The 25,567-nt window shown below is 65.9% G+C and carries 20 protein-coding genes, 4 tRNA genes and 2 pseudogenes; 7 read left to right on the forward strand and 19 right to left on the reverse strand.

The window, feature by feature from the left end:
* On the reverse strand, positions 1-302 hold a 302-nt coding region (locus BLR05_RS26655), incomplete at its 3' end, for a transposase (protein ID WP_167361313.1).
* Positions 303-350: 48 nt separating this feature from the next.
* On the opposite strand from BLR05_RS26655, the gene BLR05_RS20935 reads away from it, so the two are divergent.
* The 4 genes and pseudogenes from BLR05_RS20935 to BLR05_RS20950 form a co-directional block, all read left to right on the forward strand.
* Positions 351-1,547, forward strand: coding sequence for a FecR family protein (locus BLR05_RS20935; RefSeq protein WP_225979186.1), 1,197 nt, complete (start codon positions 351-353; stop codon positions 1,545-1,547).
* A 142-nt stretch (positions 1,548-1,689) separates the two neighbouring features.
* Positions 1,690-4,128 (forward strand): TonB-dependent siderophore receptor, encoded by a 2,439-nt coding sequence (locus tag BLR05_RS20940; RefSeq protein WP_092838414.1) that lies wholly within the window; start codon positions 1,690-1,692, stop codon positions 4,126-4,128.
* A gap of 138 nt (positions 4,129-4,266) precedes the next feature.
* Positions 4,267-4,509, forward strand: a complete 243-nt coding sequence (locus BLR05_RS20945) for an iron uptake protein (protein WP_092838417.1) — start codon at positions 4,267-4,269, stop codon at positions 4,507-4,509.
* A gap of 25 nt (positions 4,510-4,534) precedes the next feature.
* A pseudogene (locus tag BLR05_RS20950) lies at positions 4,535-4,729 on the forward strand (PepSY domain-containing protein); the annotation flags it as partial.
* A gap of 59 nt (positions 4,730-4,788) precedes the next feature.
* Here the strand turns inward: BLR05_RS20950 and BLR05_RS20955 are convergent.
* The 4 genes and pseudogenes from BLR05_RS20955 to BLR05_RS20970 all read right to left on the reverse strand — a co-directional run.
* Positions 4,789-5,085: pseudogene (locus tag BLR05_RS20955) on the reverse strand (Arm DNA-binding domain-containing protein); the annotation flags it as partial.
* Positions 4,970-5,467 (reverse strand): dihydrofolate reductase, encoded by a 498-nt coding sequence (locus BLR05_RS20960; RefSeq protein WP_092838420.1) that lies wholly within the window; start codon positions 5,465-5,467, stop codon positions 4,970-4,972. The gene BLR05_RS20960 and the pseudogene BLR05_RS20955, both read right to left, overlap by 116 nt.
* Before the next feature lie 6 nt (positions 5,468-5,473).
* The gene (locus tag BLR05_RS20965; RefSeq protein ID WP_092838423.1) at positions 5,474-6,067 is read right to left on the reverse strand and encodes a DUF4337 domain-containing protein; all 594 of its coding nucleotides are present in this window, start codon (positions 6,065-6,067) and stop codon (positions 5,474-5,476) included.
* 36 nt (positions 6,068-6,103) lie between these two features.
* Positions 6,104-6,943 (reverse strand): thymidylate synthase, encoded by an 840-nt coding sequence (locus BLR05_RS20970; protein WP_092838535.1) that lies wholly within the window; start codon positions 6,941-6,943, stop codon positions 6,104-6,106.
* 239 nt (positions 6,944-7,182) lie between these two features.
* Between BLR05_RS20970 and BLR05_RS20975 the strand changes: the two genes are divergently transcribed.
* Positions 7,183-7,650 carry an Ivy family c-type lysozyme inhibitor gene (locus BLR05_RS20975; protein ID WP_244160146.1) on the forward strand — a complete coding sequence of 156 codons (468 nt, stop codon included), beginning with the start codon at positions 7,183-7,185 and terminating at the stop codon, positions 7,648-7,650.
* A gap of 10 nt (positions 7,651-7,660) precedes the next feature.
* Here the strand turns inward: BLR05_RS20975 and BLR05_RS20980 are convergent, their stop codons facing one another.
* Entirely contained in the window at positions 7,661-9,103 is a 1,443-nt protein-coding gene (locus tag BLR05_RS20980; RefSeq protein ID WP_092838429.1) for an FAD-binding oxidoreductase, read from the reverse strand.
* 61 nt (positions 9,104-9,164) lie between these two features.
* Entirely contained in the window at positions 9,165-9,590 is a 426-nt protein-coding gene (locus BLR05_RS20985; RefSeq protein WP_092838432.1) for a DUF2069 domain-containing protein, read from the reverse strand.
* A 21-nt stretch (positions 9,591-9,611) separates the two neighbouring features.
* Between BLR05_RS20985 and BLR05_RS20990 the strand changes: the two genes are divergently transcribed.
* A complete protein-coding gene (locus BLR05_RS20990) occupies positions 9,612-10,916 on the forward strand; it encodes a YihY family inner membrane protein (protein ID WP_092838435.1) in 1,305 nt (434 codons plus the stop codon).
* A gap of 8 nt (positions 10,917-10,924) precedes the next feature.
* Here the strand turns inward: BLR05_RS20990 and hpnE are convergent, their stop codons facing one another.
* The 12 genes from hpnE to BLR05_RS21050 form a co-directional block, all read right to left on the reverse strand.
* On the reverse strand, positions 10,925-12,244 hold the full coding sequence (hpnE, locus tag BLR05_RS20995; RefSeq protein WP_092838438.1) for a hydroxysqualene dehydroxylase HpnE: 1,320 nt from the start codon (positions 12,242-12,244) through the stop codon (positions 10,925-10,927).
* An 84-nt stretch (positions 12,245-12,328) separates the two neighbouring features.
* Complete coding sequence (hpnD, locus tag BLR05_RS21000; protein ID WP_092838441.1) at positions 12,329-13,171, reverse strand: presqualene diphosphate synthase HpnD; 843 nt, start codon at positions 13,169-13,171, stop codon at positions 12,329-12,331.
* 167 nt (positions 13,172-13,338) lie between these two features.
* Positions 13,339-13,414, reverse strand: a tRNA-Gly gene (locus BLR05_RS21005).
* 112 nt (positions 13,415-13,526) lie between these two features.
* Positions 13,527-13,600 (reverse strand) — tRNA-Cys (locus tag BLR05_RS21010).
* 55 nt (positions 13,601-13,655) lie between these two features.
* Positions 13,656-13,731: transfer RNA gene (locus tag BLR05_RS21015), tRNA-Gly, on the reverse strand.
* A gap of 87 nt (positions 13,732-13,818) precedes the next feature.
* On the reverse strand, positions 13,819-16,245 hold the full coding sequence (lon, locus tag BLR05_RS21020; RefSeq protein WP_092838444.1) for an endopeptidase La: 2,427 nt from the start codon (positions 16,243-16,245) through the stop codon (positions 13,819-13,821).
* A 132-nt stretch (positions 16,246-16,377) separates the two neighbouring features.
* Positions 16,378-17,643 carry an ATP-dependent Clp protease ATP-binding subunit ClpX gene (gene clpX / locus BLR05_RS21025; RefSeq protein ID WP_092838447.1) on the reverse strand — a complete coding sequence of 422 codons (1,266 nt, stop codon included), beginning with the start codon at positions 17,641-17,643 and terminating at the stop codon, positions 16,378-16,380.
* Positions 17,644-17,746: 103 nt separating this feature from the next.
* The gene (clpP, locus tag BLR05_RS21030; RefSeq protein WP_092838449.1) at positions 17,747-18,355 is read right to left on the reverse strand and encodes an ATP-dependent Clp endopeptidase proteolytic subunit ClpP; all 609 of its coding nucleotides are present in this window, start codon (positions 18,353-18,355) and stop codon (positions 17,747-17,749) included.
* A 122-nt stretch (positions 18,356-18,477) separates the two neighbouring features.
* Entirely contained in the window at positions 18,478-19,788 is a 1,311-nt protein-coding gene (gene tig / locus BLR05_RS21035) for a trigger factor (RefSeq protein WP_092838452.1), read from the reverse strand.
* 68 nt (positions 19,789-19,856) lie between these two features.
* Positions 19,857-19,943, reverse strand: a tRNA-Leu gene (locus tag BLR05_RS21040).
* Positions 19,944-20,070: 127 nt separating this feature from the next.
* Positions 20,071-23,277 (reverse strand): efflux RND transporter permease subunit, encoded by a 3,207-nt coding sequence (locus BLR05_RS21045; RefSeq protein ID WP_092838455.1) that lies wholly within the window; start codon positions 23,275-23,277, stop codon positions 20,071-20,073.
* 8 nt (positions 23,278-23,285) lie between these two features.
* On the reverse strand, positions 23,286-24,509 hold the full coding sequence (locus BLR05_RS21050; RefSeq protein WP_092838458.1) for an efflux RND transporter periplasmic adaptor subunit: 1,224 nt from the start codon (positions 24,507-24,509) through the stop codon (positions 23,286-23,288).
* A 212-nt stretch (positions 24,510-24,721) separates the two neighbouring features.
* Between BLR05_RS21050 and hpnC the strand changes: the two genes are divergently transcribed.
* Positions 24,722-25,564, forward strand: a complete 843-nt coding sequence (hpnC, locus tag BLR05_RS21055) for a squalene synthase HpnC (protein ID WP_225979339.1) — start codon at positions 24,722-24,724, stop codon at positions 25,562-25,564.
* The last annotated feature ends 3 nt before the right edge of the window (positions 25,565-25,567 follow it).

Consider the following 25,567-nt stretch of genomic DNA (forward strand, 5'->3'; position numbering starts at 1 on the left):
GCCCCAGTCTCTCGCGGGCCGCGCCAACCTGATTTTTTGAGGGCCTGCTCCAGCACGCTTATCCCGTGCAGGTCAGGCTCGCTCCACTTGCGCCAGTACGCATACACGTTCTGCCACTTGGGAAACTCCGGCGGAAGAAACCTCCACTGACAGCCTGTGCGCAGTAGGTAGAGCACCGCGCAGAACACCTCGTAGAGATCCAGCTCTATGGGCTTGGTACTGCGCCGAACGCTGCGCAACAAGGGCTCGATCTCGGCGAACTTCTCTCTGCTTATGTCGCTTGGGTAGGGCTTTCTTTTCACCAAGCAATTGTCGGCTCTAAAAAGATCGTAAACAGGCTCTAAGAACCGATGAAAAAAAACGCTTCGCCTCCCCATGACATGGTCGCACAGGACGAGGCTGACGCGCTCGAGTTCGAAGGCTACTTGCGCACCCAGGATCCGGTGCTGGTGCAGGCAGCGCTTTGGGCCACTCGCCGCACCGAGGGCCTCGATGCAGCTGTCGAAGCCGAATTCCAGGAGTGGCTGTGCGCCGACCCGGAACATGCGGACGCCTACGAGGAGATGGAGAAGAGTTTCGACCCTGTGCGCGAAATCTCGGACGACAAGATCCAGTCCCTGAAGGAAGGTTTGCGCCAGGATGCGCCTATGGGTGCGCCGGCTCGGGAGCAGGCTCTAAACCCCGTTCAGGTTGGAACGTCCGCCGCTCGGCGTGTCACTCGGCCGACGCAGCCTGCCTCGCCGGGCCGCCGCGCCTGGATGGCCGGCATTGGGCGTTTTTTCCCGCAAGCAGCAACTGCCGTGGCTGCGGTGGCGCTGGTCAGTGGGGGCTGGATGGGCTGGGACCATTGGCGCGGCCAGCCTACCTTTGCCAAGAACTACGCCACCGAGCGGGGCCAGCGCCTCGACATCCAGTTGCCCGATGGCAGCACCCTGCAGCTCGATGCCGCCACGCGAGCTGAAGTACGGCTTTACCGCCAACGCCGCGAGGTGCGATTGATCGAAGGCCAGGCCCTGTTCGTCGTGCATGCAAACCCGGCGCAACCCTTCGATGTGCTGGCGGGCGCCGTGCGCGTCACCGTCGTCGGCACTCGGTTCTCGGTCCGGCGTACGCGCGCGGGTCTGGACGCCGGCAAAACGGTGGTGGCGGTTGAATCCGGCCGCGTCCGCGTGAGCCGCACGGCCTCGTCCGGCGAGGTGGACGCGGACGAGGCCGCAGGTCGGGTCGAACTGACCGCTGGGCAGACCGTTACGGCGGACGAGACTGGCCGCCTGCAGCCCGTTGTGAGCATTTTCCCAGACAGCGTTGCGAGCTGGCGCAATGGGCGCATCAGTTTCAACGACACCCCCCTGGCCGAGGCATTGGCGGAACTGGAGCGGTATGGAGATACGGGGTTGGTCATACGCGACCCCGCCGTAGGTGCGATGCGGCTGGGCGGCAGCTTCGACGTACGGCAAATGGGCTCGTTCGCGCAGGCGCTGCCTTCTCTGTTGCCGGTGCGGCTGGAACGGAGAAATGGGGTGGTGGAGATCGTTGGCCTGCGCTGAAAAGGCGCACAAGGCGCCAAAGTTCGATGGCCTTTCAGAAATCTCGCAGTTTTCTTGTATCCGGACATGAGGGTTTGGCCGCCTCCCGCGACTCCATTGGTAGTGATTCGTATTTCAACTACTGTTCCTGGAGATTGCATTCATGTGGCAACCGCACTTCGCCCTCGCTCCCTTGGCCCTGGCTGCCTTGCTGGTGGGAACTCTTTCAGTTCAGGCGCACGCCCAGCCTCGATCGGCCACTCCCGTAGCCATCACCATCGGAGCCCAGCCGCTGGGTCCTGCCCTCAATGAACTGGCGCGGCAAGCCGGCCTTCAACTGCTGTTCCCGCCGGCATTGGTTGCAGGTAAAACCGCACCCGCCGTCTCGGGTACGTTGACGCCGAACCAGGCAGTGGATCGGTTGCTCGCAGGCAGTGGGTTGATTGCTGCGCAAGAGGGCGGTGCCATCGTCATCAAGGCCGCGCCGCCACCGGGGGAAGCAGCGACGCTCGCGCCTGTGACAGTGACTGCGGCCGCTGACCGCAGTGGTTCGACAGAAGGCACGGGGTCCTACACCACTCGTGCCATGAGCACAGCCACCAAGCTGGACCTGTCCATGCGGGAGACGCCGCAAGCAGTCACGGTGATCTCACGCCAACGCATGGATGACCTTGGCCTCTCCGATATGAATGATGTGGTGAACAGCACGCCAGGTGTCGTCTTCCTCAAACAGGGACCCATCCGACAGCAGTACTACGCACGCGGCTTCCAGGTTGACAATCTGATGTTCGACGGTCTTGCGAGCAACATCAACCTGACCAGCGGCCTTTCCACCGATCTGCTCTTGTCGGATCTGGCGATCTACGATCGGGTCGAGGTCGTTCGCGGCGCTGCGGGGCTCACCCAAGGTTCCGGAAGTCCTTCTGCGGCGATCAACCTCGTGCGCAAACGGCCTACTAGCGAAAAGCAACTCAGCATCACAACTGCGGTAGGCAGTTGGGACCGCTATCGCGCCGAAATCGATGCATCCGGCCCGCTGAACGAGGCGGGCACGCTGCGTGGTCGGGTCGTCGCGGCTCGCCAGAACGAGAAAAGCTTCCAGGATGTTGTGGACAAGAAACGAACACTTTTCTACGGCGTGCTCGAAGCCGACCTGGGACGAGACACGCGCCTGACCATCGGCGCCTCCGCCCAAGAAGAAGACAGTCACAACGGATGGGGCGGCCTGCCCACGGCTTGGGACGGCAGCGATCTTGGCTTGCCGCGCTCCACCTATCTCGGCAACACATGGGGAACGTGGAACAAGAAGAACAAATCCGCGTTCGCGGAACTTGACCAACGACTCGCAGGTGGCTGGTCGCTCAAGCTTTCTGCAAATGGACTTTGGTCGGACGTGGACATCTTCAGCTCCAACATCCGCTCTAGCAGACCCAATGTCTTTCGACAGTACACCGGGGACTATCTTTACGACGAAACACATCGCAGCTTCGACGCGCACGCGAAGGGGCCCTTTACGTTTCTGGGCCGGGAGCATGAATTGGTCACCGGCGTGAGCTATCGCGACGGCATGTTCAACGGCAATGGAGGGGGCGTCTATACCGCCGAGAACATGGACATCTTCAACTGGAACCACAACGCGGCGATCCCGACGACGATCAACCCCGATTCATGGTTCTCTCACAGCCGAGAGAAGGTGAAAAGCGCGTATGCCACGACGCGTCTGAGCCTGGCTGATCCGCTCAAATTGATCGTGGGTGGCCGCATGGACTGGTACGACTTCAAAGGTCACTACGTATGGTCCGACGCCGACTACAAAGTCAACCGCCATCTGACCAAGTACGCCGGCCTGATCTACGACCTGGACGCGAACCATTCTGCGTATGTCAGCTACACGGACATCTTCAAGCCGCAGAACTATCTCGATGTGAACAACGCGCTGCTCAAGCCTGTCACTGGCAAGAATTACGAGATCGGCCTCAAGGGCGAGTATTTCGGCGGTGCGCTCAACACCTCGGTGGCTTTGTTCCGCACAGACGAAAAGAACCGTGCCAAGGCCGTCTCCAACCAGTCCCTCTGCCCCGGCTATGACAGCGACGCAACTTGCTATGAAGCTGCAGGCCTCGTTCGCAGTAATGGCATTGACCTCGAAGTCAGCGGTGCGCTGACACCAGACTTGCAGATCGGCGCCGGCTACACCCACGCCAAGGCAACTTATCGCCAAGGCGAGAACCCGGACAACATTGGCCGTCTGTACAACACCGCCATACCCATCAATACCCTCAAACTGACGACCGCGTACAGGTTACCTGGTCAACTGTCGAACTGGCGCGTGGGTGCCACGGTCTACCGGCAAAGTGGCATCTACAACGAGAGCACCAATTCGGACGGAACGCTCCAGCACGTCGAGCAGCGCGGCTACACGCTGCTTGATCTGATGGTGTCTTGGCAGGCAACCACGAACCTGCATCTGCAACTGAACATTGGCAATGTTTTCAACAAGACCTATTACCAAGGGATCGGCGGAAACTGGTCTCTCAGCACCGGGTACAACACCTACGGAGCACCGCGCAACGCGATGCTGACCGCCAAGTACAAATTTTGACGATTAGCAAGAGATGGATAGGCCAGCGGGCAGTTCTCAAATTCGAAACGCCCAATGCGAATGAAGAAACTTCTCACCGCACAGGCGCCTGAGTCCGCGCGATCTCGGCTGTATGCCGCTTCACGCATCGCATCGGGAATGCTCGGCGGCTACGCCTTCACTTGGGGCTTCATCGCCCTGGGCATCGGCTTGCTGTTCGCGGCTGGCATGGACTTCCACGACGCCGAGACCCTGGGCTACATCCTCGGCTTCCTCGCTTTCCTGGTCGCGTTTCTGTGGGCCTTCGCAGCGCGCAGCCTGGCGCGCGTATGGCTCGTACTGGCCGGCGGGGGCGCCCTGATGACCGGCGCCGCCTGGCTGGTGCAGCGGGCGCTGCTCTGACGCGTCGGCCAAGGAGACTCCTCCCGTGTTCCAGAACTTCCGCCTCTCCATGGCCCGGCTGCACACCTGGTTCGGCCTCGTGCTGGGCTTCGTGCTGATGGTCGTGTTTTTCTTCGGCTCGCTGTCGGTGTTCGATCGCGAGATCGATCGCTGGGCGATTCCCGAGTCGCGCTTCGCGCCACAGCCGATGCCCTCGTTCGACAAGGTGCTGCTGCCTGTGATGCCTTGAGAGACGAGCAGACGCGACTCGGCAAGTTGACCACGGGCCTCGGCCAAGCCCACTTCAGGGAAGGATCCGAGTCCTTCCTTGCCTGCGACACCGAACTTGTAGCGCCAAAGCTTGGATCCATTGGGCTGCACCAGCAAGTACAAACTGAGGCTGCTTGAGATCGTCTGAAACGCCAATGCCGAATTCAGGTGGCCAGCTTCATGGGAATGGGCAACGAGGGTGAGGCCAGCTTCAGCGGCGCCGGTAGCTGACGAAGGAAAAGGGGAGGGCTGCACTGCCGGCGGATGTCTGCACGGGGGTGCGCGCGGTTTCCTCCCACTCGGGGCCCAGCACGGGCGCGAAGGCATCCGCTTCGAAATCCCGGTGGATTTCGGTGACCTCCACGCCGTCCGCCATCGGAAGGGCCTGGGCGTAGATCTGCGCACCGCCCATCACCCACACCGTGTCGCCATGCGGCCGGGCCAGTTCCAGCGCCTGCTCCAGGCTGGAGGCAGGCAGTGCGCCGTCTGCATGCCAGCCGGCCTGGCGCGTGACCACGATGTTGGTGCGGCCGGGCAGGGGGCGGAAGCGGGCCGGCAGAGAGTCCCAGGTCTTGCGCCCCATGACCACCGTGGCACCCAGCGTGAGTTGCTTGAAATGCGCCAGGTCTTCGGGCAGGTGCCAGGGCATGGCGTTGTGGAGACCAATGCCGCCATTGGCGGCCCGTGCGTAGATGAGCTTCAGTGCCATGGCGTGTCAGAGGTGGAGGGCCGCGAGGGCGCCGATGGCGATGCCCAGGCCGGCGACGCCATACATGCCCCATTGCAGCCATTTGCGGCGCGTCAGCAGTGCGATGGCAGCCAGCGCGATGGCGACCTGCAGCACCGTGGTGGCCTGGGCCCACCGGTGGTGCTGGTGCATCTGCTGCTCGCTCTGCTCATCCAGCGCCAGCGACTGGGCTTCCAGCGCCTCGGCCTTGCGCTTGATGTCGTTTTTCTCCTGCTCGTATCGGTCCAGGCGGGTCTGCAGTTCCGGCTTGCGGTTGTCCGGCGCTAGGTCGCGCGCGAGCTCGGTCACCGATTGCTTGGTGCTCTTGGATTGGTAGTAGGCCCACTGGTTGGCCGCCTCGGTCTTCTTGATGGCGGCATCGTTTTTGATCAGGCCGGCATTGGCCTGCGTGGCTCCGCCCATGTACGAGAAGATGGCGCCCACCGTGGCGATGATGGCCGTCGCCATGGCGATGCGGTTGGTCATGGCGCCGTGGTCGGCGTCGGCGGGTTGGGCGTGCTGGGCGGCATGCTCGACGGCGTGGTCGTGCGGCCCATGGACGTGGAAGCCGTGGGAAGACATGGGGAGAGGCTGGAAGCTTTTGGAAAAACGGAAGGGTCAGACCGCGACCGGCGCCTTGATGGCGGGGTGGTGCGCGTAGTCGCGCACCTCGAAGTCTTCGAGCCGGTAGTCGAAGAGGCTGTCCGGGCGGCGCAGGATATGCAGCGTGGGGTAGGGGTGGGGAGCGCGCGACAGCTGCAGTTCCACCTGCTCGAAATGGTTGCTGTAGATGTGGCAGTCGCCGCCCGTCCAGATGAAGTCGCCCACATCCAGGTTGCATTGCTGGGCCATCATGTGGGTCAGCAGTGCGTAGCTGGCGATGTTGAAGGGCACGCCCAGGAAGATGTCGGCGCTGCGCTGGTACAGCTGGCAGCTCAGGCGGCCGCGCTCGCCGGCGGCCTGCGGCGGCGCCACGTAGAACTGGAAGAACGCGTGGCACGGCATGAGGGCCATCTTGTCCAGGTCGGCCACGTTCCAGGCGCTGACGATGATGCGGCGCGAGTCGGGGTTGGTCCTGAGCGTTTCGACCACCTGGCTGATCTGGTCGATGTGGCCGCCGTCCGGCGTGGGCCAGCTGCGCCACTGCACGCCGTAAACCGGGCCCAGGTCGCCGTCCTCGCGTGCCCATTCGTCCCAGATGGTGACGCCGCGCTCCTTCAGCCAGTGGTTGCTGCTGGAGCCGGTGAGGAACCAGAGCAGCTCGGTGATGATGGACTTGAGATGCACCTTCTTGGTGGTGACCAGCGGAAAGCCCTCGTTCAGGTCGAACCGCATCTGGTAGCCGAACACGCTGCGGGTGCCGGTGCCGGTGCGGTCACCCTTGGCCACGCCATGGGTATAGACGTGGCGCATGAAGTCTTCGTACTGGGAGCGCACGGGGCGGGCGGGGGCATTCATGGGCAGCAGGCGCAAGCGCGTTCGCAACTATGGAGCCGTGGATTCTAGGGTCTGGGCCGGTGGGCTGCCGGAGCCGGGCCTGGAGCCCGCGAAGGAGCTAAGCTCGGGTGTTGCACCATTCCCAGGCCCGCCGGGCCGGCTTTGCCAACATGCCCCATACATCGTCGCGATTTTCCTTCCCTTTCCTCGCTGGGTGGTCGCTGGCTGCCCTCCTGTCGCTGGCAGGTTGCGCCAGCAACGTGCCTCTGTCACCTGCCCAGCCGTCCATCATCCCGCAACCTGCCCCGGCGGCTGCGGCTGCGGCTGCGGCTGCGGCTCCTGCCGCTGCCACTCCTGCGGCGGCCGACCACCGGGCCGGCATGCAGGCACTGGTGGGGCGCTATCCCACCGATGGTGTCGACTTCCTGCGCACCGGGCCCATGGCGGAGCGCCTGAAGGGCCTGCTGGGCCCCGTGAACTATCCCATACTCCTGCAGAACATGGGCACCAGCGGCCCGCTGCGAAAGGAAGGAAATCTGCTCTACATCACCGGCAACCGGCCGCACCAGGGCGGATCGGAGTCGGCGGCCGTGGTGCTCGATCCCACGCGGGATGCGATGCACGTGTGGCTGCAGACGGGCGACGAGGAATGGGACGTGCAGGACTACGGCCGCGGAATGGGGCTGCCGGCCGAAGTGCGCACGATGATGGAGAACGCGCGGCGCTGAGTCGCTGGCCTCAGGCGGCGGACCGGTCCGCCGCGACCGGCAGCAGGCACTGCGGGTTCATCAGGCCCTGGGGGTCGAGCGCCCCCTTGATGGAGCGCATCATCGCCAGCGCCACGGGGGACTGGTACTGCTGCAGCTTGTCCACCTTGAGGGCGCCCACACCGTGCTCGGCCGAGAACGAGCCGCCGAACGCGGCCACGGCCTCGTAGACAAGATGATTCACGCGCTCCTCCTGGTCGCGCAGGAAGGCCTTGGCATCGCCCTCCGCCGGCGCCTGCACGTTGTAGTGCAGGTTGCCGTCGCCCAGGTGGCCGAAGTTGACCAGGCGCACCCCAGGGATCTCACGCTGCAGCAGCGCATCCGCATGCTCCACGAAGGCCGGAATGCGCGAAATGGGTACGGAGATGTCGTGCTTGATGTTCAGCCCTTCCTCGGCCTGGGCGAGCGGAATGTTCTCGCGGATGTGCCACAGCTGGTGCGCCTGGGCGAGGTTTTCCGCCACCACGGCGTCCACGACGCAGCCGGCGTTGAAGGCGGTCTCCAGCAGTGCTTCGAACCGGGCGCGGGCGTGCTCCTCGGATTCACTGTCGCTGTTTTCCAGCAGCACGCCGTAGGGCACTTCGTCCTGGTCGATGAAGGGCACGCGCAACTGCGGCATGTGTTTGTTCACGAGGCTGAGCGCGAAGCGGCCCATGACCTCGAAGCCCGTCAGGCTGGCACCCAGGTGGCCATGGGCGAGTGCGAGCAACTGGACCGCGTGCGCCATGGACGGCACCGCTGCCCAGGCCGTGAGGCTGGCCGCCGGGCGTGGGTAGAGCTTCATGGTGGTGGCGGTGATGATGCCCAGCGTGCCTTCGCTGCCGATGAACAGGTCGCGCAGGTCGTAGCCGGTGTTGTCCTTGCGCAGGCCCTTCAGCCCGCTCCAGACCTCGCCCTGTGGCGTAACCACCTCCAGCCCCAGGCACAGGTCGCGTGTGTTGCCGTAGCGCACCACCTGGGTTCCGCCGGCGTTGGTGGCCAGATTGCCCCCGATGGTGCAACTGCCTTCGGCCGCCAGGCTGAGCGGGAAGAGCAGGCCGGCCTTCTCGGCCGTGTCCTGCAGGTTCTGCAGGATGCAGCCGGCCTCCACCGTCATGGTGAGATTGTCGGCATCGACGTTGCGCACCGCGTTCATGCGCGTGAGGCTCAGCACCACCTGCGTGCCCGATGCATCGGGAATGGAGCCTACCGCCAGGCCGGTGTTGCCGCCCTGGGGCACCAGCGCCGTGCCGTGGGCGGCGCAGGCTTTCACCACGGCGGCCACCTCGGCGGTGCTGGCGGGACGGACCACGGCCAGGGCCTTGCCACGGGCGCGCCGGCGCCAGTCCTGCTCCCAGGCGCTGAGATCGCCATCGGCCAGGACATGGGTGGCGCCAACGATCTGGCGCAGGGTGTCGATCAGGGAGGAGGGCATGGAAATCTTCTCGCGACAGCAAAACGGGAAAGGAACGCAGGCCGGCAGCGGCGGGCCGCAATCAGCCTGGAGGCGGGGCTGGACGCGTCCGTACCGTGCCGACGCCGGCATGGCGCTGGCGGAGACGCACGTGCAGGGCGCATGCCGTAAACAGGCCCAGGCAGAGCACGATCTCCGCGCACGCCAGCCAGCGGACCGGCGGCGCATCGCTCCACGCGCGTACCACCCCTTCGGTGAAGTACAGCCACACCACCAGGCTGACCCAGCGGTAGGTGTACATGCGGCGCTTGAGCAAACCCGCCAGCGGCAGGGCGAGCGGGAGGGCCTTGAGCGCCAGCCACGACCCGCCGGGACGCAGCGGCGCCAGCCAGAGCTCCCAGGCCAGGGACAGGACGATGAGGCCCAGCAGGCTGCCCACCGCCAGCCAGCGGGTGGCCGCGACGGTGGGAGCGGAGGTGGCGGGGATCGACGCGGAGGATGCAGTCATCGGAGTGGCATCATATCGGCCATGTCCATTGCCCATCTCGCGCAGCGTTTCGAAGCCGTGCTGTCGGACCTGTCGCGCTTTCCCTGGCGGACGACCGCGCACACGCTGCGCGAGCGCTTCCGGGAAGACCGCCTGGGCCTCACGGCGAGCAGCCTGACGTTCACCACGCTGCTGGCCCTGGTGCCCTTCTTCACCGTGGCGCTGGCCATCTTCACCGCCTTTCCCATTTTCGGCACGCTGCAGACGGGCCTGCAGCGCTGGCTGGTGGACAGCCTGGTGCCTGACAGCATTTCACGGCAGGTGCTGGGATACCTGACCCAGTTCGCTGCCAAGGCGAGCGGACTGGGGGTGGCCGGCTTCTCCATCCTGCTGGCCACGGCCCTCGCGCTCATCCTCACGATCGACCGCACGCTGAACAACATCTGGCGCGTGCCCCGCCTGCGCCCGCTGGGGCAGCGGGTGCTGATCTACTGGGCCGTCATCACGCTCGGGCCGCTGGTGCTCGCCGCGAGCCTGGCACTGACCACATCGGTCGCCTCCAGCGCATCGCGTGGCCTCGAAGGTGCGCTACCGGACAGCGCCCGGCTGCTCTTCGACTCCATCGAGTTCCTGCTGCTGGCCGGGGGCACGGCGGCGCTGTACCGCTACGTGCCCAATACGCAGGTGCGCTGGCGGCACGCCTGGTCCGGCGGGGTGTTCGTGTCGGTGGGCATCGAGGTGGCCAAGAAGGTCCTGGGGCTCTACATCGCATCGGTACCGACGTATTCGGTGCTCTACGGCGCTTTTGCGACCTTGCCCATCCTGCTGGTGTGGATCTACGTGGCGTGGGTGATCGTGCTGCTGGGTGCGGTGGTGGCGGCCTACCTGCCCAGCCTGCTCACGGGGGTAGAGCGCACGGCCACCCAGCAGGGATGGAGCTTCCAGCTCGCGGTCGAGGTGCTGCAGCAACTGCATGCGGCCCGGAACACCGCGCGGCGCGGCCTGGATGCCGGCGGTCTGGCACAGGCGCTGCGGGTGGATGTGCTGCAGCTCGAACCGGTGCTGGAAGCGCTGACCGGGCTGGACTGGATCGTGCAGGTCAATGAGGCATCCCACGGAGCGACCGACGACGAGGCTCCGCGGTATGTACTGCTGGCAGAGCCCGCCACCACCTCCCTGGAGCCACTGGTGCAGCGGTTGCTTATCGAGCGCGGAGAGAGCCTGGAGCGATTCTGGGGCAATACCGGCATGGCCGTGCTCAAGGTGGCCGACGTGCTTCCGCGGTCCGGTGGTGGGGCTGCCGGCACCGGGGCGTCCTGGGACCGCCCACCCCCTGCCCGGTCCTGAGTGCCCTCTCAGAGGCTGCGGCCGGCCGCGGTGCCCGAAAGCACTGCACCTTCGAGGGTGGCGGGGTAGGGCCCCGCGACATAGTCGCCGCAGGCCAGCAGGCCGGCGATGACTTCCTGCGCAGGGCGGTCGAGTGCCGGCACGCAGGCGAAGGTAGCGCGCTTCTCGACCACTGTCTGCTGGGCCTGCAGTCCCTCCAGGCCCAGTTGCTCCCGTGCCTGCCGGAGGACGGCCTGCTCCAGCACCGCCCGTTCGCCCTCGAATGCGCTGACCACAAAGGCGAGCTGGCCCGGCTCGCCGCCCAGGCGGCCACGGTCGAACACGAACTGGGCAGGAGCCTCCCGACCGCTGCGCAAGGCCAGCATGGGCTCATGCCTTGACAGCGCATGGGGTAGAGGCCCGGCTGCCTTCGCATACACAGTGGCGATGGCAGTGAAGCGCAGTGCCGCCGCGGTGGCGGCCCACGCGCGCATGGCTGCTGCTGCTGCGGGCGGGGCAGCAGCAGCCGCTGCTGCCACCAGCCGGGTGGCCTCGGTGCTGGTCGTGGCCACCACGACGGCGTCGAAGGGCATGCCATCCACACGCCAGGCCTGCCGCCCGCTTCCAGGGGCGATTTCCATGGAATGGATGCGCCGGCCGGTATGCACCGCATGCCCGTGGGCCTGCAGCCAGCTGGCTGCGGCCTCGGGCCACAGTGCGCTCAGGTCCCGGCGCGGCAGCAGCAGGTGGGAGCCGCCGCGTCCACTGAACAGGCTGTCGCGCAGCACCCGCAGGAAGACGGCGCCGCTGGCGGCCTCGATCGGTGTGTTGAGCGCGGAAACGCACAGGGGGTCGATGAATTCGCGCAGGAGCCTCGCGGGCAGGCCCTGGCAGAGCTGCTCCACGGTGACCTCGGGCGCGCAGCGAAATCCCGAGAGCCGCCAGCGCACCGCACGGCGCAGCAGGGCCATGCGTTCAGCCAGGAGCCAGCTCCGGGCCCCCGCGATGCCCCTCAATGCGTCCCACGGGGGCGCTGCGTCGGGAAAGCGCAGCCCGCTGCCATCCGGGAACACGAGCGCGAGCGGGGTGCGCAGTAGCGCGGCATCGGGATCGATGCCCACCAGCCGCATCAGCCGCAGGCATTCGGTGTAGGCACCGATCAGGATGTGCTGGCCGTTGTCCAGGCGGGAAGGCGCCTGGGTGTCCGCGCCTTCTGCGGGCGCCAGGGCCCGGGCACGGCCTCCCAGCATGCGAGCCGCCTCGAAGACGGACACGGTGTGTCCTGCCTGCGCAGCGGCGATGGCCGCCGCCAGGCCGGCCCAGCCAGCACCAATGATGGCCACCTGCATGGCGTCAGCCGATGGTCCGCGGAGAACGGCGGGCGCGACAGGCTGCCGGACACAGATGCGTCAGGGCGGGGGAACGCATCGCCATCACATGCGGCCCAGTGCCTGAATCTTCCACGCCAGCCACAGCTTGCGCAGGGGCGTGAGTGCGATCCGCTGGTGCAGCACCCGGAACTGGTCCCTCTCGATTTCCCGCAGCAGGGTCCGGTAGATGCTCGCCATCATCAGCCCGGGCTTCTGCTCCCTCCTCTGGTCGCCCGGGAGCAGGGACAGGGCCTGGTCGTAGAGGCCATGGGCGCGTTCGGCCTGGAAGCGCATCAGCGCCGTGAACCGGTCGGAATATTGCCGCTTCAGGATCTCGTGGGCCTTGACGTCGAACTGCTGCAATTCTGCCACGGGAAGGTAGATGCGGCCCATCATCGCGTCCTCGCCGACGTCCCGGATGATGTTCGTCAGCTGGAAAGCCAGGCCCAGGGTATGGGCGTATTCCACGGTGCGTTCGTCGGAGGGGCCGAAGATGCGCGCCGCCACCTCGCCGACGATTCCCGCCACCAGGTGGCAGTACCGCGAGAGGCCCTGGAAGTCCAGGTAGCGGGTCTGCTCGAGGTCCATCTGGCAGCCCTCGATCACGGCCTGCAGGTGGCGTTCCTCCATGCCATAGGTACCGGTATGCGGCATCAACGCCTGCATCACCGGGTGCGTCGGGGGCTGGCCTGCGAACGATCGGGCGACTTCCGCCTGCCACCAGGCCAGCTTGGTGCGAGCCACGCCGGCGTCAGACACCTCGTCCACCACGTCGTCCACCTCCCGGCAGAACGCATAGAAGGCGGTGATGGCGGCCCGCCTGGCAGCGGGAAGGAACAGGAATGCGTAATAGAAACTGCTGCCGGACGCCGCAGCTTTTTGTTGGACGTACTGTTCCGGTGTCATGGAGAGGGATTGTCCCATGCAGAACCCGCATCCCGAGCCAGCCTTGCGCCGAAAGGAATGAGGGCCGGGGGATGGCTGGAGAGGGGAGGAGCCGGGCAGGACGGAAAAACAAAAAAGGCCCCGAAGGGCCTTTTTGCTGAACATTCGCACTGCGCATGTTGCATGTATGGAGCGGGAAAAGAGTCTCGAACTCTCGACCTCAACCTTGGCAAGGTTGCGCTCTACCAACTGAGCTATTCCCGCATTTGCTGTTGATTCGTTACCTCGTCAACAAGCCTTGAATTGTAGCACCATTTTCCGGTGCTTTGCCAAGGGGGCCTGGACACCGATCGATGTACAAGCCACTGTCCGTATCTGGAGGCGCGGGCCGGAGTCGAACCGACCTACACGGATTTGCAATCCGGTGCATAACCGCTTTGCTACCGCGCCGAAGATGCTTTCCCTGGCAAAAAGGGGAAGCTTTGGCTTCCCCTTTTTTGGAATCTGGAGCGGGAAAAGAGTCTCGAACTCTCGACCTCAACCTTGGCAAGGTTGCGCTCTACCAACTGAGCTATTCCCGCATTTACCGAAGCCTTGCATTCTACAACGTTTGGCATCGATGACGTGAATTGTAGCGCACTTTTCGGGTGGTTCCGAAAAAAATGCGCTCAGTGCTTCACGGAGTCGTTGGAACCCTGCGCCTGGCGGTTTTCCCGCGCGGTGATGGATGCGGCGATCTCCTCCTCCGTCAGCGCGATGGGCTTGCGTTCCAGTGCCACTTCCAGCACCTTGTCGATCCACTTGACCGGAATGATCTCCAGGCCGCTCTTCACGTTGTCCGGGATCTCCTGCAGGTCCTTGACGTTCTCCTCGGGGATCAGCACTGTCTTGATGCCGCCGCGCAGTGCCGCAAGCAGCTTTTCCTTCAGGCCGCCGATGGCCGTGACCTCGCCGCGCAGGGTGATCTCGCCGGTCATGGCGACATCGCTGCGCACCGGGATGCCCGTCAGGGCGGACACGAAGGCCGTGGTCATGGCTGCGCCGGCGCTCGGGCCGTCCTTGGGCGTGGCGCCGTCCGGCACGTGGATGTGCATGTCGCGCTTCTCGAACACCTCGTCCTTGATGCCCAGGCGATGGGCACGGCTGCGCACCACGGTACGCGCGGCTTCCACGGATTCCTTCATTACGTCGCCGAGCGAGCCCGTGCGCGTGATGGTTCCCTTTCCGGGCATGGTCGCGGCTTCGATGGTGAGCAGGTCGCCGCCGACCTCGGTCCACGCGAGGCCGACCACCTGGCCCACCTGGTTCTGCTGTTCGGCCCGTCCGTAGGTGTGCTTGCGCACGCCGAGATAGTCGGCCAGGTTGTCCGCCGTGACCACCACCTGGGGCTCGAGCTTCTTGAGCTGCAGGCCCTTGACCACCTTGCGGCAGATCTTGGAGAGTTCGCGCTCGAGAGAGCGCACGCCTGCTTCACGGGTGTAGTAGCGAATGACATCGCGCACCGCGCTTTCCTCGACCCGCAGTTCCTCGTCCTTGACGCCGTTGTTGACCATCTGTTTGGGCAGCAGGTACTTGATGGCGATGTTCGCCTTCTCGTCTTCCGTGTAGCCCGAAAGGCGGATGACCTCCATCCGGTCCAGCAGGGCGGGCGGGATGTTCATGGAGTTCGACGTGGCCACGAACATCACGTCGCTCAGGTCGAAATCGACCTCCACGTAGTGGTCGCCAAACTTGTGGTTCTGCTCGGGGTCCAGCACTTCGAGCAGCGCGCTGGAGGGGTCTCCGCGGAAATCCGTGCCCAGCTTGTCGATCTCGTCGAGCAGGAAGAGCGGATTGCGCGTGCCGACCTTGTTCAGGCTCTGCAGCACCTTGCCGGGCATGGCTCCGATGTAGGTGCGGCGGTGGCCGCGGATCTCCGCTTCGTCGCGCATGCCGCCGAGCGCCATGCGCACGTACTTGCGGCCCGTCGCCTTGGCGATGGACTGGCCGAGCGAGGTCTTGCCGACCCCTGGCGGGCCCACGAGGCAGAGGATGGGGGCCTTGACCTTGTCCACGCGCTGCTGCACCGCGAGGTATTCGAGGATGCGGTCCTTGACCTTGTCCAGGCCGTAGTGGTCCTCGTTGAGCACCTCCTCCGCATTGGCAAGGTCGTGCTTGATCTTCGTGCGCTTGCTCCAGGGCAGTCCGGTGAGGACCTCGATGTAGTTGCGCACGACCGTGGCTTCCGCCGACATCGGCGACATCAGCTTGAGCTTCTTGAGCTCGCCCTCAGCCTTCTTGCGAGCGTCCGAGGGCATTTTCGCGGCCTTGATCTTCTTCTCGATCTCCTCGATGTCCGCGCCTTCCTCGCCTTCGCCCAGTTCCTTCTGGATGGCCTTCACCTGCTCGTTCAGGTAAAAGTCGCGCTGGTTCTTCTCCATCTGGCGCTTGACGCGGCCCCGGATGCGCTTGTCCACGTTGAGGATGTCCACCTCGCGGTCGAGCTGCTCGAACAGGTTCTCGAGGCGTTCCTTCACGTCCGCCAGGTCCAGCACGGCCTGCTTGTTCTCCAGCTTGAGGGGCAGGTGGGCAGCGATGGTGTCGGCGAGGCGGCCCGGATCGTCGATGCTGGCGATCGACGTGAGGATCTCGGGCGGGATCTTCTTGTTGAGCTTGACGTACTGGTCGAACTGCTGCATCACTGCGCGGCGCAGCGCTTCGATCTCGCTGGGCTTGTGGTCGCCGTCGCTGGCAGGCACGGGCGTTACGGTGGAGGTGAAATGGCTCTCATGGTCCTCGATGGAGGCTACCTGGGCCCGCTGCTGGCCTTCCACCAGCACCTTGACGGTGCCGTCGGGCAGCTTGAGCATCTGCAGGATGGTGGAGACGCAGCCGACATCGAACATGTCGGACACCAGCGGCTCGTCCTTGGCCGCGGTCTTCTGGGCGACGAGCATGATGCGCCGGTCGGCGTCCATGGCCAGCTCCAGCGCCTTGATGCTCTTGGGTCGGCCCACGAACAGCGGAATCACCATGTGGGGGAACACCACTACATCGCGCAGGGGGAGCAGTGGGAGGTCGATGGGGGTGGCTGGCAGGGGGGTATGTCCGGACATGGGAATCCTTGTGAAACTGAGTGGAATATGGTCCACCAGCCGGTATTTTCAACCCGCGGCGCCATTCTCGGCGACCGGGCCGCCGCAGCGCGGCCGGCCACGGAGGTGCACTCCCCGGGCTGGGAGGGCGCCTCAGGCCTTCTTGGCCGCTTCCCGGTAAACGAGCAACGGGGCCTTGTTCTCTTCGATCGTGGACTCATCCACCACGACCTTTTCCACGTTGCTGGTATTGGGAAGGTCGAACATGGTGCCGATCAGGGACTGCTCGAGGATGGAGCGCAGGCCGCGGGCGCCGGTCTTGCGGGCCAGGGCCTTGCGGGCGATGGCCTTCAGCGCGGCGGGGCGGATCTCCAGCTCCACGCCTTCCATGGCCAGCAGCTTGCTGTACTGCTTGACCAGGGCGTTCTTGGGCTCCGTGAGGATCTGCACCAGCGCGTCCTCGCTGAGTTCCGCCAGCGCCGTGACCACGGGCATGCGCCCAACCAGTTCGGGGATGAGGCCGAACTTGATCAGGTCTTCCGGCTCGATCTCGGTGAACACCTCGGTGAGCGAGCGCTGCTTCTTGCTCTTGACGGCAGCGCCGAAGCCGATGCCCGAGGCCTCCGTGCGGTTCTCGATGACCTTTTCCAGGCCGGCGAAGGCACCGCCGCAGATGAACAGGATGTTGGTCGTGTCGATCTGCAGGAAGTCCTGGTTGGGGTGCTTGCGGCCGCCCTGCGGGGGGACGCTGGCCATCGTGCCCTCGATCAGCTTGAGCAGCGCCTGCTGCACGCCTTCGCCGGAGACGTCGCGCGTGATGGACGGGTTGTCGGACTTGCGGGAGATCTTGTCGATCTCGTCGATGTAGACGATGCCGCGCTGGGCCCGCTCCACCTCGTAGTTGCAGCTCTGCAGCAGCTTCTGGACGATGTTCTCGACGTCCTCGCCGACATAGCCGGCCTCGGTCAGGGTGGTGGCGTCGGCCATCACGAAGGGAACGTCGAGCATGCGCGCAAGGGTCTGGGCCAGCAGGGTCTTGCCCGAGCCGGTGGGCCCGATCAGCAGGATGTTGCTTTTCGAGAGCTCGACCTCGTCCTTGCCGGCCTTGTCCTTGTGGCGCAGGCGCTTGTAGTGGTTGTACACGGCCACGGCCAGGGTGCGCTTGGCGATTTCCTGGCCGATCACGTAGTTGTCGAGGTTGGCCTTGATCTCCGACGGGGTCGGCAGGTCGCCGCGGGAATCCCGTGCGCCTTCGGTGGACGGCAGCTCGTCGCGGATGATCTCATTGCACAGGTCGATGCACTCGTCGCAAATGAAAACCGACGGGCCAGCGATGAGTTTCTTCACCTCGTGCTGGCTCTTGCCGCAGAAGGAGCAATAAAGGGTTTTTTCGCTGGAAGAGCCTTTTTTCTCGGCCATGGGGGCATTGCCTCGTATTGCGGGAACTGTGGGCGGGATGATAACGAAATGGCGGCGGACGCCTTCCCCGAAAGGAAACCGCCGCCGGAGGCAACGCCGCCGGTCAGGGACGCTGGGTCACCACCTGGTCGACCAGGCCGTATTCCTTGGCCTCGTCAGCAGTGAGGAAATAGTCGCGTTCGGTGTCGGCCTTGACCTTGTCCAGGGGCTGTCCGGTGCGTTCCGCCAGGATGCGGTTCATCTGGTCCTTGGTACGCAGGATGTCGCGGGCATGGATCTCGATGTCCGTGGCCTGGCCCCGGGCACCGCCCAGAACCTGGTGGATCATGATCTTCGAATTGGGCAGCGAGAAGCGCTTGCCCTTGGCGCCAGCCGCCAGCAGGAAGGCGCCCATGCTGGCCGCGAAGCCCAGGCACATGGTGGACACGTCCGGCTTGATGAACTGCATCGTGTCGTAGATGGCCATGCCGGCCGTCACGCTGCCGCCCGGGGAGTTGATGTAGAAGGAGATGTCCTTGTCGGGGTTCTCGCTCTCCAGGAACAGCAGCTGTGCCACGACCAGGTTGGCGGTCTGGTCGTTCACCTCGCCGATCAGGAAGACGATCCGCTCCTTGAGCAGGCGCGAATAGATGTCGTAGGACCGCTCGCCGCGTCCCGACTGCTCGATCACCATGGGGATCATGCCCAGGGCCTGTGTTTCCAGTGCGCTCATGTTTTCTCCAGTCATGCAGATACTGTACCGAGAAATGAATTGGGGCCTGTGCTCGCCAGCACAAGCCCCGGATGGCAGGCAGGAGCCGGCGCGCTGCGGATGCATGCGCCGGCGCCGTGGCTTCAGCCCTGGCCCATCAGTTCGTCGAAGGAAATGGCCTTGTCGGTGACCTTGGCCTTGTCCAGCACGAAGGCCGTGACGTTGTTCTCGACGACCACGGCCTCGACCTCGGCCAGGCGCTGGCGGTCGCCGAAGTACCAGCGGACCACGTCCTCGGGCTTCTCGTAGCTGGCGGCGAGCTCGTCCACATGCGCCTTCAGCTGCTCGGGAGTGGCGTGCAGTTCGTTGGCGCGCACGAGTTCGGCCACGACCAGGCCCAGGCGCACGCGGCGCTCGGCCTGCGGGCGGAAGACGTCCTCGGGGATCTCGGCCTTGTCGGCATCCTTGATGCCGCGCTGCTTGAGGTCGGCGCGGGCGCCTTCCAGCAGGCGGGCGATCTCTGCCTGCACGCTGGCGTTAGGCAGGTCCAGCTCGGCCTTGGAAACCAGGGCTTCCATCACGGCCTGCTTGTTGCGGGCCAGCAGGCGGAACTTGACCTCGCGCTCGAGGTTCTTCTTGATGTCGGCGCGCAGGCCTTCCACGGTGCCGTCGGCGATGCCCAGGGACTTCGCCAGCTGCTCGTTGACTTCGGGCAGGTGGGCCGCCTCGATCTTCTTCACGGTGACGAGGAAGTCGGCGGTCTTGCCGGCTACGTCCTTGCCATGGTAGTCCTCGGGGAAGGCGAGGGGGAAGGTCTTGCTTTCGCCGGCCTTCATGCCGCGCACGGCATCCTCGAACTCCTTGAGCATCTGGCCTTCGCCCACCAGGAACTGGAAGTCTTCCGCCTTGCCGCCGGAGAACGTCTCGCCGTCGATCTTGCCCTCGAAGTCCACGGTCACGCGGTCGCCGTCCTCGGCGGCAGTGCCCTGGGCGCGCTGGGCGAAGGTGCGGCGCTGCTTGCGCAGGATGTCGATGGTCTTGTCGATGGCGGCGTCGGTGACCTCGGCGGAGATCTTCTCGACCTCGGCCGTGGCCAGGTCGCCGATCTTCACTTCGGGGAACACCTCGAACACGGCGTCGAAGGTCACCTGGCCTTCGGGAGCGCCTTCCTTCTCGGTGATGCGGGGCTGGCCGGCAACGCGCAGGTTCACCTCGTTGGCGGCCTGGGCGAAGGCTTCGCCGACCTTGTCGTTCAGCACCTCGTACTGCACGGAGTAGCCGTAGCGCTGGGCGACGACGTTCATCGGCACCTTGCCGGGACGGAAGCCGTCCATCTTCACCGTGCGGGCCAGGCGCTTGAGGCGCGAGTCCACTTCCGACTGGATGGCGGTCAGGGGCAGGCTCAGCGTGATCTTGCGCTCGAGCTTTTCAAGGGTTTCAACAGTAACGGCCATGGCTCTTCCTCTAGGTAATGGGACCGTGACGGCCGTCCCGTGGCGGGACCGCCTCACCGTGTTGCTCGTGGTGCGCGGGGGGGGACTCGAACCCCCACACCATTGCTGGCGTCAGGACCTAAACCTGGTGCGTCTACCAATTTCGCCACCCGCGCTTTTTCCACTTGGCTTTCCGCCCACCGTTCCCGGCGGGCTACCGACAAAAAGCGGCGGACCGGGGGGGCCGCCGCTGTGTGAAATTGGTCAACCTTCGATTTTACCCTGTCGGCGGGGCACACCCGCTCAGGCGGGCTGCGGCGGCCGCGTTTCGGGCCGCCGCACGCGGAACCACGCAGCGTACATTGCAGGCAGCGCCAGGAGCGTGAGCACCGTCGCGACGACGAGCCCGCCCATGATGGCGACCGCCATCGGCCCCCAGAAGACGCTGCGCGACAGGGGAATCATCGCCAGCACGGCGGCGGCGGCGGTGAGCACGATCGGACGCAGCCGGCGCACCGCGGATTCCACGATGGCATCCCAGGCCGGGACGCCGCGCGCCCGGTCGCTCTCGATCTGGTCGATCAGGATGACCGAGTTGCGCTGGATCATGCCCATGAGCGCGATCACGCCCAGCAGCGCCACGAAGCCGAAGGGGCGGCCGAGCAGCAGCAACGCGCCCGCCACGCCGGCGATGCCGAGCGGGCCGGTGAGGAACACCAGCAGGGCGCGGCTGAAGCTGTGCAGCTGGAGCATGAGCAGCGTGAAGGTGATGAACAGCATGATGGGCACGCCGGCCGCGATGGACGTGGAGCCCTTGGAGCTTTCCTCCACGGAGCCGGCGACCTCGATGCGGTAGCCGGCGTCTCCCGATGCATGCCAGCGGGCCTCGATCTGGCGCAGCCCCGGCAGCAGGGATTCGGTGACCGTGGCGCCCTGCAGGCCCTCGATCACGTCGCCCTGCACGGTAATGGCGTACTCGCGGTTCTGCCGCCACATGACGCCGGGCTCCCAGGCGAACACTGGGCGCGCGATCTGGGTCAGGGGAATGGCCTTGCCCGACGCGGTGGGGAGGTAGGCGTTCGCGATGTCCGTGATGGCCTGCCGCTCGTCCGGAGGCTGCCGGAACACGATGTCGATCAGCCGGTCGCCCTCGCGGTACTGGCCGACGGTGGTGCCGGTGAACACGGTGCGTGCGGCCTGGGCGATGGACTGGCTGGTGACGCCGAGCGCGCGCGCCTTGTCCTGGTCGATCTCCAGGCGCATGGTTTTCACGGACTCGTTCCAGTTGTCGTTCACGCCGAGCATCTGCGGGTGTTCGCGCAGGATCTTGCGCACTTCGTCCGCATGCCGGCGCAGCCGCGCCGGATCGTTGCCGACCACGCGGAACTGCACCGGATACGCCACGGGCGGCCCGTTGGGCAGCAGCTTGACGCGGGCGCGCACTTCAGGGAACTCCCGGGCCAGCATCGCCGGCAGCGCATGCCGCAGCGCTTCGCGCCGCGCCAGATCATGGGGCTGCAGGATGATCTGCGACACGTTGGATTGCGGGAAGACCTGGTCCAGCGGAAGGTAGAACCGCGGCACGCCCGAACCGATCCAGGTGCTGACCGCGGTCACGCCGGGTTCCTCGACGAGGCGCTTTTCCATGCGCTTGAGCACGGCTTCGTTCGCGGCGAACGAGGTACCCTCGGGGAACCATGCGTCGATCAGGATTTCCGGACGGCTGGAGTCGGGGAAGAATTGCTGCTGGACACGCCCCATGCCCACGATGCCGAGCACGAAGAGCAGCAGCGTGAGACCGATGGTGATCCAGCGGTGTTCCACGCACGCATCCACGGCGCGGCGGAAGGTGTTGTAGAAGGGGCTGTCGAAGACCTCGTGCGGGCCCTGCGCAGTTGCAGGGGTGGTTCCGGGCGGATGGTCTTCCGCCTTCGGGTGCTCGGGCACCTTGAGCAGCAGCGTGCCCAGGTACGGCACGAAGTACACCGAGACGAACCACGACAGCACGAGCGCGATCACGGTGACCGCGAAGATCGCGAAGGTGTATTCGCCGGTGACCGACTTGGCGATGCCGATGGGCAGGAAGCCCGCCGCGGTGATCAGGGTGCCGGTGAGCATCGGCATGGCGGTGATCTCGTACGCGAAGGTGGCGGCGCGGACCTTGTCGTAGCCTTCCTCCATCTTGCGCACCATCATCTCGACGGCGATGATGGCATCGTCCACCAGCAGTCCGAGCGCGATGATGAGCGAGCCCAGGGAGATCTTGTGCAGCCCGATCTTCCAGTACCACATGGCCAGGAAGGTCACGGCCAGCACCAGCGGGATCGTGATGCCGACCACCAGGCCGGGGCGGATGTCCAGCGTCCAGCGGCGCCACAGCGGATGGTTTCCCGGGCGCTTGTGCAGGCCCAGGCTCAGGAAGCTCACGGCGAGCACGATCACCACGGCCTCGATGAGCACCTTCAAGAATTCGTTCACGGACGACGACACGGCGAGGGGCTGGTCCTGCACGTTCTCGAGGCGCACGCCGGCTGGCAGGGTCTGCTCGATGCGGCGTGCGGCCGCATGCAGTGCTTCGCCGAGGCTGATGATGTCGCCGCCCTTGGCCATCGACACGCCCAGCGCGACGACTTCCCGCCCCTGGTGGTGCACCTTGACGGAGGGCGGGTCGATGTAGCCGCGGCGCACCTCGGCGATGTCGCCGAGCCGCAGCTGTGCACCGGAGGCGCCCCGGATCGGCATGGCGCGCAGTTCCTCTACGGCGCCGAACTGCCCGGCCACGCGGACCTGCACCTGGTCCTGCGGGGTCTGGACGGTGCCCGCGCTCTCGACGGCGTTCTGCTGGCCGAGCTGGTTCAGGACCTGGTTCATGTCCAGACCGAGCTGGGCGAGCCGCTTCTGCGAGATCTCGATGTAGATCTTCTCGTCCTGGATGCCGAACTGCTCAACCTTGGCCACATCCTTGACGCGCAGCAGCTGCTGGCGGATGTCGTCGGCGAAGGTCTTGAGCTCTGCCTGGCTGAAACCTTCCGCTTCGATCGCGTAGATCACGCCATAGACGTCGCCGAATTCATCGTTGAAGAACGGCCCCTGCACGCCCTGCGGCAGGGTGGCGCGCATGTCGCCGATCTTCTTGCGCACGGTGTACCAGACCCCGGCCACCTCTCCTGGCGGGGAGGATTCCTTGATCTCGAAGATGATCTGCGACTCTCCCGGCTTGGAGTAGCTGCGCATGCGGTCCGCATAGGGCACTTCCTGCAGGGTGCGCTCGAGCTTGTCGGTGACCTGCTCCGCCACCTGCTGCGCCGTGGCGCCGGGCCAGTAGGTGCGCACCACCATGGCGCGGAACGTGAAAGGCGGATCTTCGTCCTGGCCGAGCTGGAAATAGGCCGCGATGCCCAGCACCATGAGCACCACCATGAGGTAGCGCGTCAGCGCGGGATGGTCCAGGGCCCACCTGGACAGGTTGAAGCCCCCGGATGGCTGCGGTTGCGGTGTCGCTTGTTCCATGGGTGTCCTCAGCGGGGGGATTCGGCCGCGGAGGCGGGCAGGGCAGCGGCGGCCGGAGCGTCGGCGGAGGGCACGCGGGGCCGGTAGATCTGCACCTTCTGGCCCGGCGAGAGGACGTGCACGCCCGTGGCGACGACCTGCATGCCCGGCGTGAGCCCGGCGCCGACCACCACTTCGTTGCCGTCGGCCCGCGCGATCTGGATCACCTGCGAGCGGACCGTGCCGCTCGACGGCTCATAGACCCACACCGCGGTTTGTGCGCCTTCCTGCCGCAGCGCGCTGGTCGGCAGCTTGATGGCCTGCGCGCCCTCCCTGTCCGGCGTCTCCGGCGTTATATAGGCGGTGGCACCCAGGGGCGGCGGATTGTCCGCGGCCAGGGCGACCTTGGCCTGGAAGGTGCGGGTGACCGGGTCGGCGCTGGCCGCGACCTCCCGGATGCGGCCCGGCACGGAGGGGCCGCCCGACCACAGCCGCACGGACACGGTCTGGTCTGGGCGCACACCGGCGACCCGGTCTTCCGGGACGGAGAACACCACGTCCCGCGGCCCGTCCTGCGCGATGCGCACGACGGGTGTGCCCGCGGCCACGACCTGGCCCGGCTCGGCATCGATGCCCGTGACCACGCCGGCCGCGTCGGCCAGAAGGCGCGTATAGCCCGCCTGGTTACCCTGGGATGCCGACTGCGCCCGCGCCTGCTCGAGCGAGGCTTCCGCGGCCTTCAGCGTGGCTGCGCGACGGTCCAGTTCCGCACCGCTGATGAAATTCTGGGATTTCAGCGCGGAAAACCGCTGGTAGTCGGCGGCCGCGAGATCTCGCTGGGTCTGCGCCGAAGCCACCTGGGCGCGTGCCGCATCCAGGGACAGCTGGTAGTCGCGGGAGTCGAGCTGCGCCAGCAATTGCCCGGCCTTCACCCGCTGGCCGAGTTCTGCCTGGCGCTGCACGATCTTGCCCGCCACCCGGAAGCCCAGGCGGGACTCCACGCGTGCCCGCACTTCGCCAGCATATTCGAGCCGGGTCTGCAGCGGGGCGGTGCCCGTGGTCAGCAGTTTGACGGAGCGTTCCGGCTCCGGGTCGGGCTCGGGCCTGGAGCACCCCCAGAGCACGGTGGCGGCCAGGACCGCCAGCGCGGCCCGCCTTCTGCCCACGGCAAGCTGTTTCCATGAAAAAGCCCCGCGGAGGGGCTGGGTGGATGGGGGCTGGCGGTGCATGCGGGGCTGCGCGAGAGTCGGCATGGCGGGACCCAGAGGTTGGTTAATGACTGACTGGTTAGTAATCTAGGTGAAAGCCTCAGCGGCTGTCAAGCGACAATCGCGGGGTGTCCAAGCCCTCTGCCTCAATCCTCCCTCCAGAGTCCGGCGATGTTTCTCAGGAACGTCCGGATTCGCCCTCGATTTCCGAGCCCGGCGGCACCACCGGCGCGTCCGGAGCCGAGCGTTCGCCGGCCATCGTGCGCGCCAGGCCGGTGACGCACTACGAGAACTTTCCCGTGGCCTCTTGGCTGTGCCCCCCTGCGCTGCGGGAGCCGATTGCCGCCATCTATGCGTTCGCCCGCACGGCGGACGACCTTGCCGACGAAGGTGACGCCACCGCGCCAGAGCGTCTCGATGCGCTGAACGAATACACCCGGGAGCTGCACCGCATCGCTGCGGGCGCGCCGCCGCAGTCGCGGTGGGCGGGGGTGTTCGGGCCGCTGCAGGCCGCCATCGGCAGCCATTCCCTTCCCGTGGCGCTGCTGGCGGATCTGCTCAGTGCCTTTGTGCAGGATGTGCTCCGGACGTCGGAGGGGCTGACCTACGCGGACCGGGACGGATTGCTGGATTACTGCCGGCGATCGGCCAATCCCGTGGGGCGCCTGCTCCTGCATCTCTACGGCATCGGAGATCCCCTGGCGCTGCGCCGCAGCGACGCGATATGCACTGCCTTGCAGCTCGTGAATTTCTGGCAGGACCTGAGCGTGGACCTGCCGAGAGGGCGGCATTACGTCACCGATGCCGACCTGGCCCGGTTCGACATCGACCGCGCGCTGCTGCAGCGGCAGCCGCTTTCCCCGCAGGCGCGGGCGCTGGTGGCAGACAGCGCGCGATGGGCGCGTGAACTCATGGTCGAAGGGGCCGGGCTCGTGCACCAGTTGCCTGGACGGATGGGGTGGGAGCTGCGCCTGGTCGTACAGGGAGGACTGCGCATTCTCGACAAGGTGGAGGCCATGCGCGGGGACAGCCTGTTGAGGCGGCCCGTGCTGGGGCCCGGCGACTGGCTGCGCATGGCGATGCGTGCCGTGGCGATGTAGGTG

It is taken from the genome of Paracidovorax cattleyae (assembly GCF_900104515.1).
GTDB lineage: Bacteria > Pseudomonadota > Gammaproteobacteria > Burkholderiales > Burkholderiaceae_C > Paracidovorax > Paracidovorax cattleyae.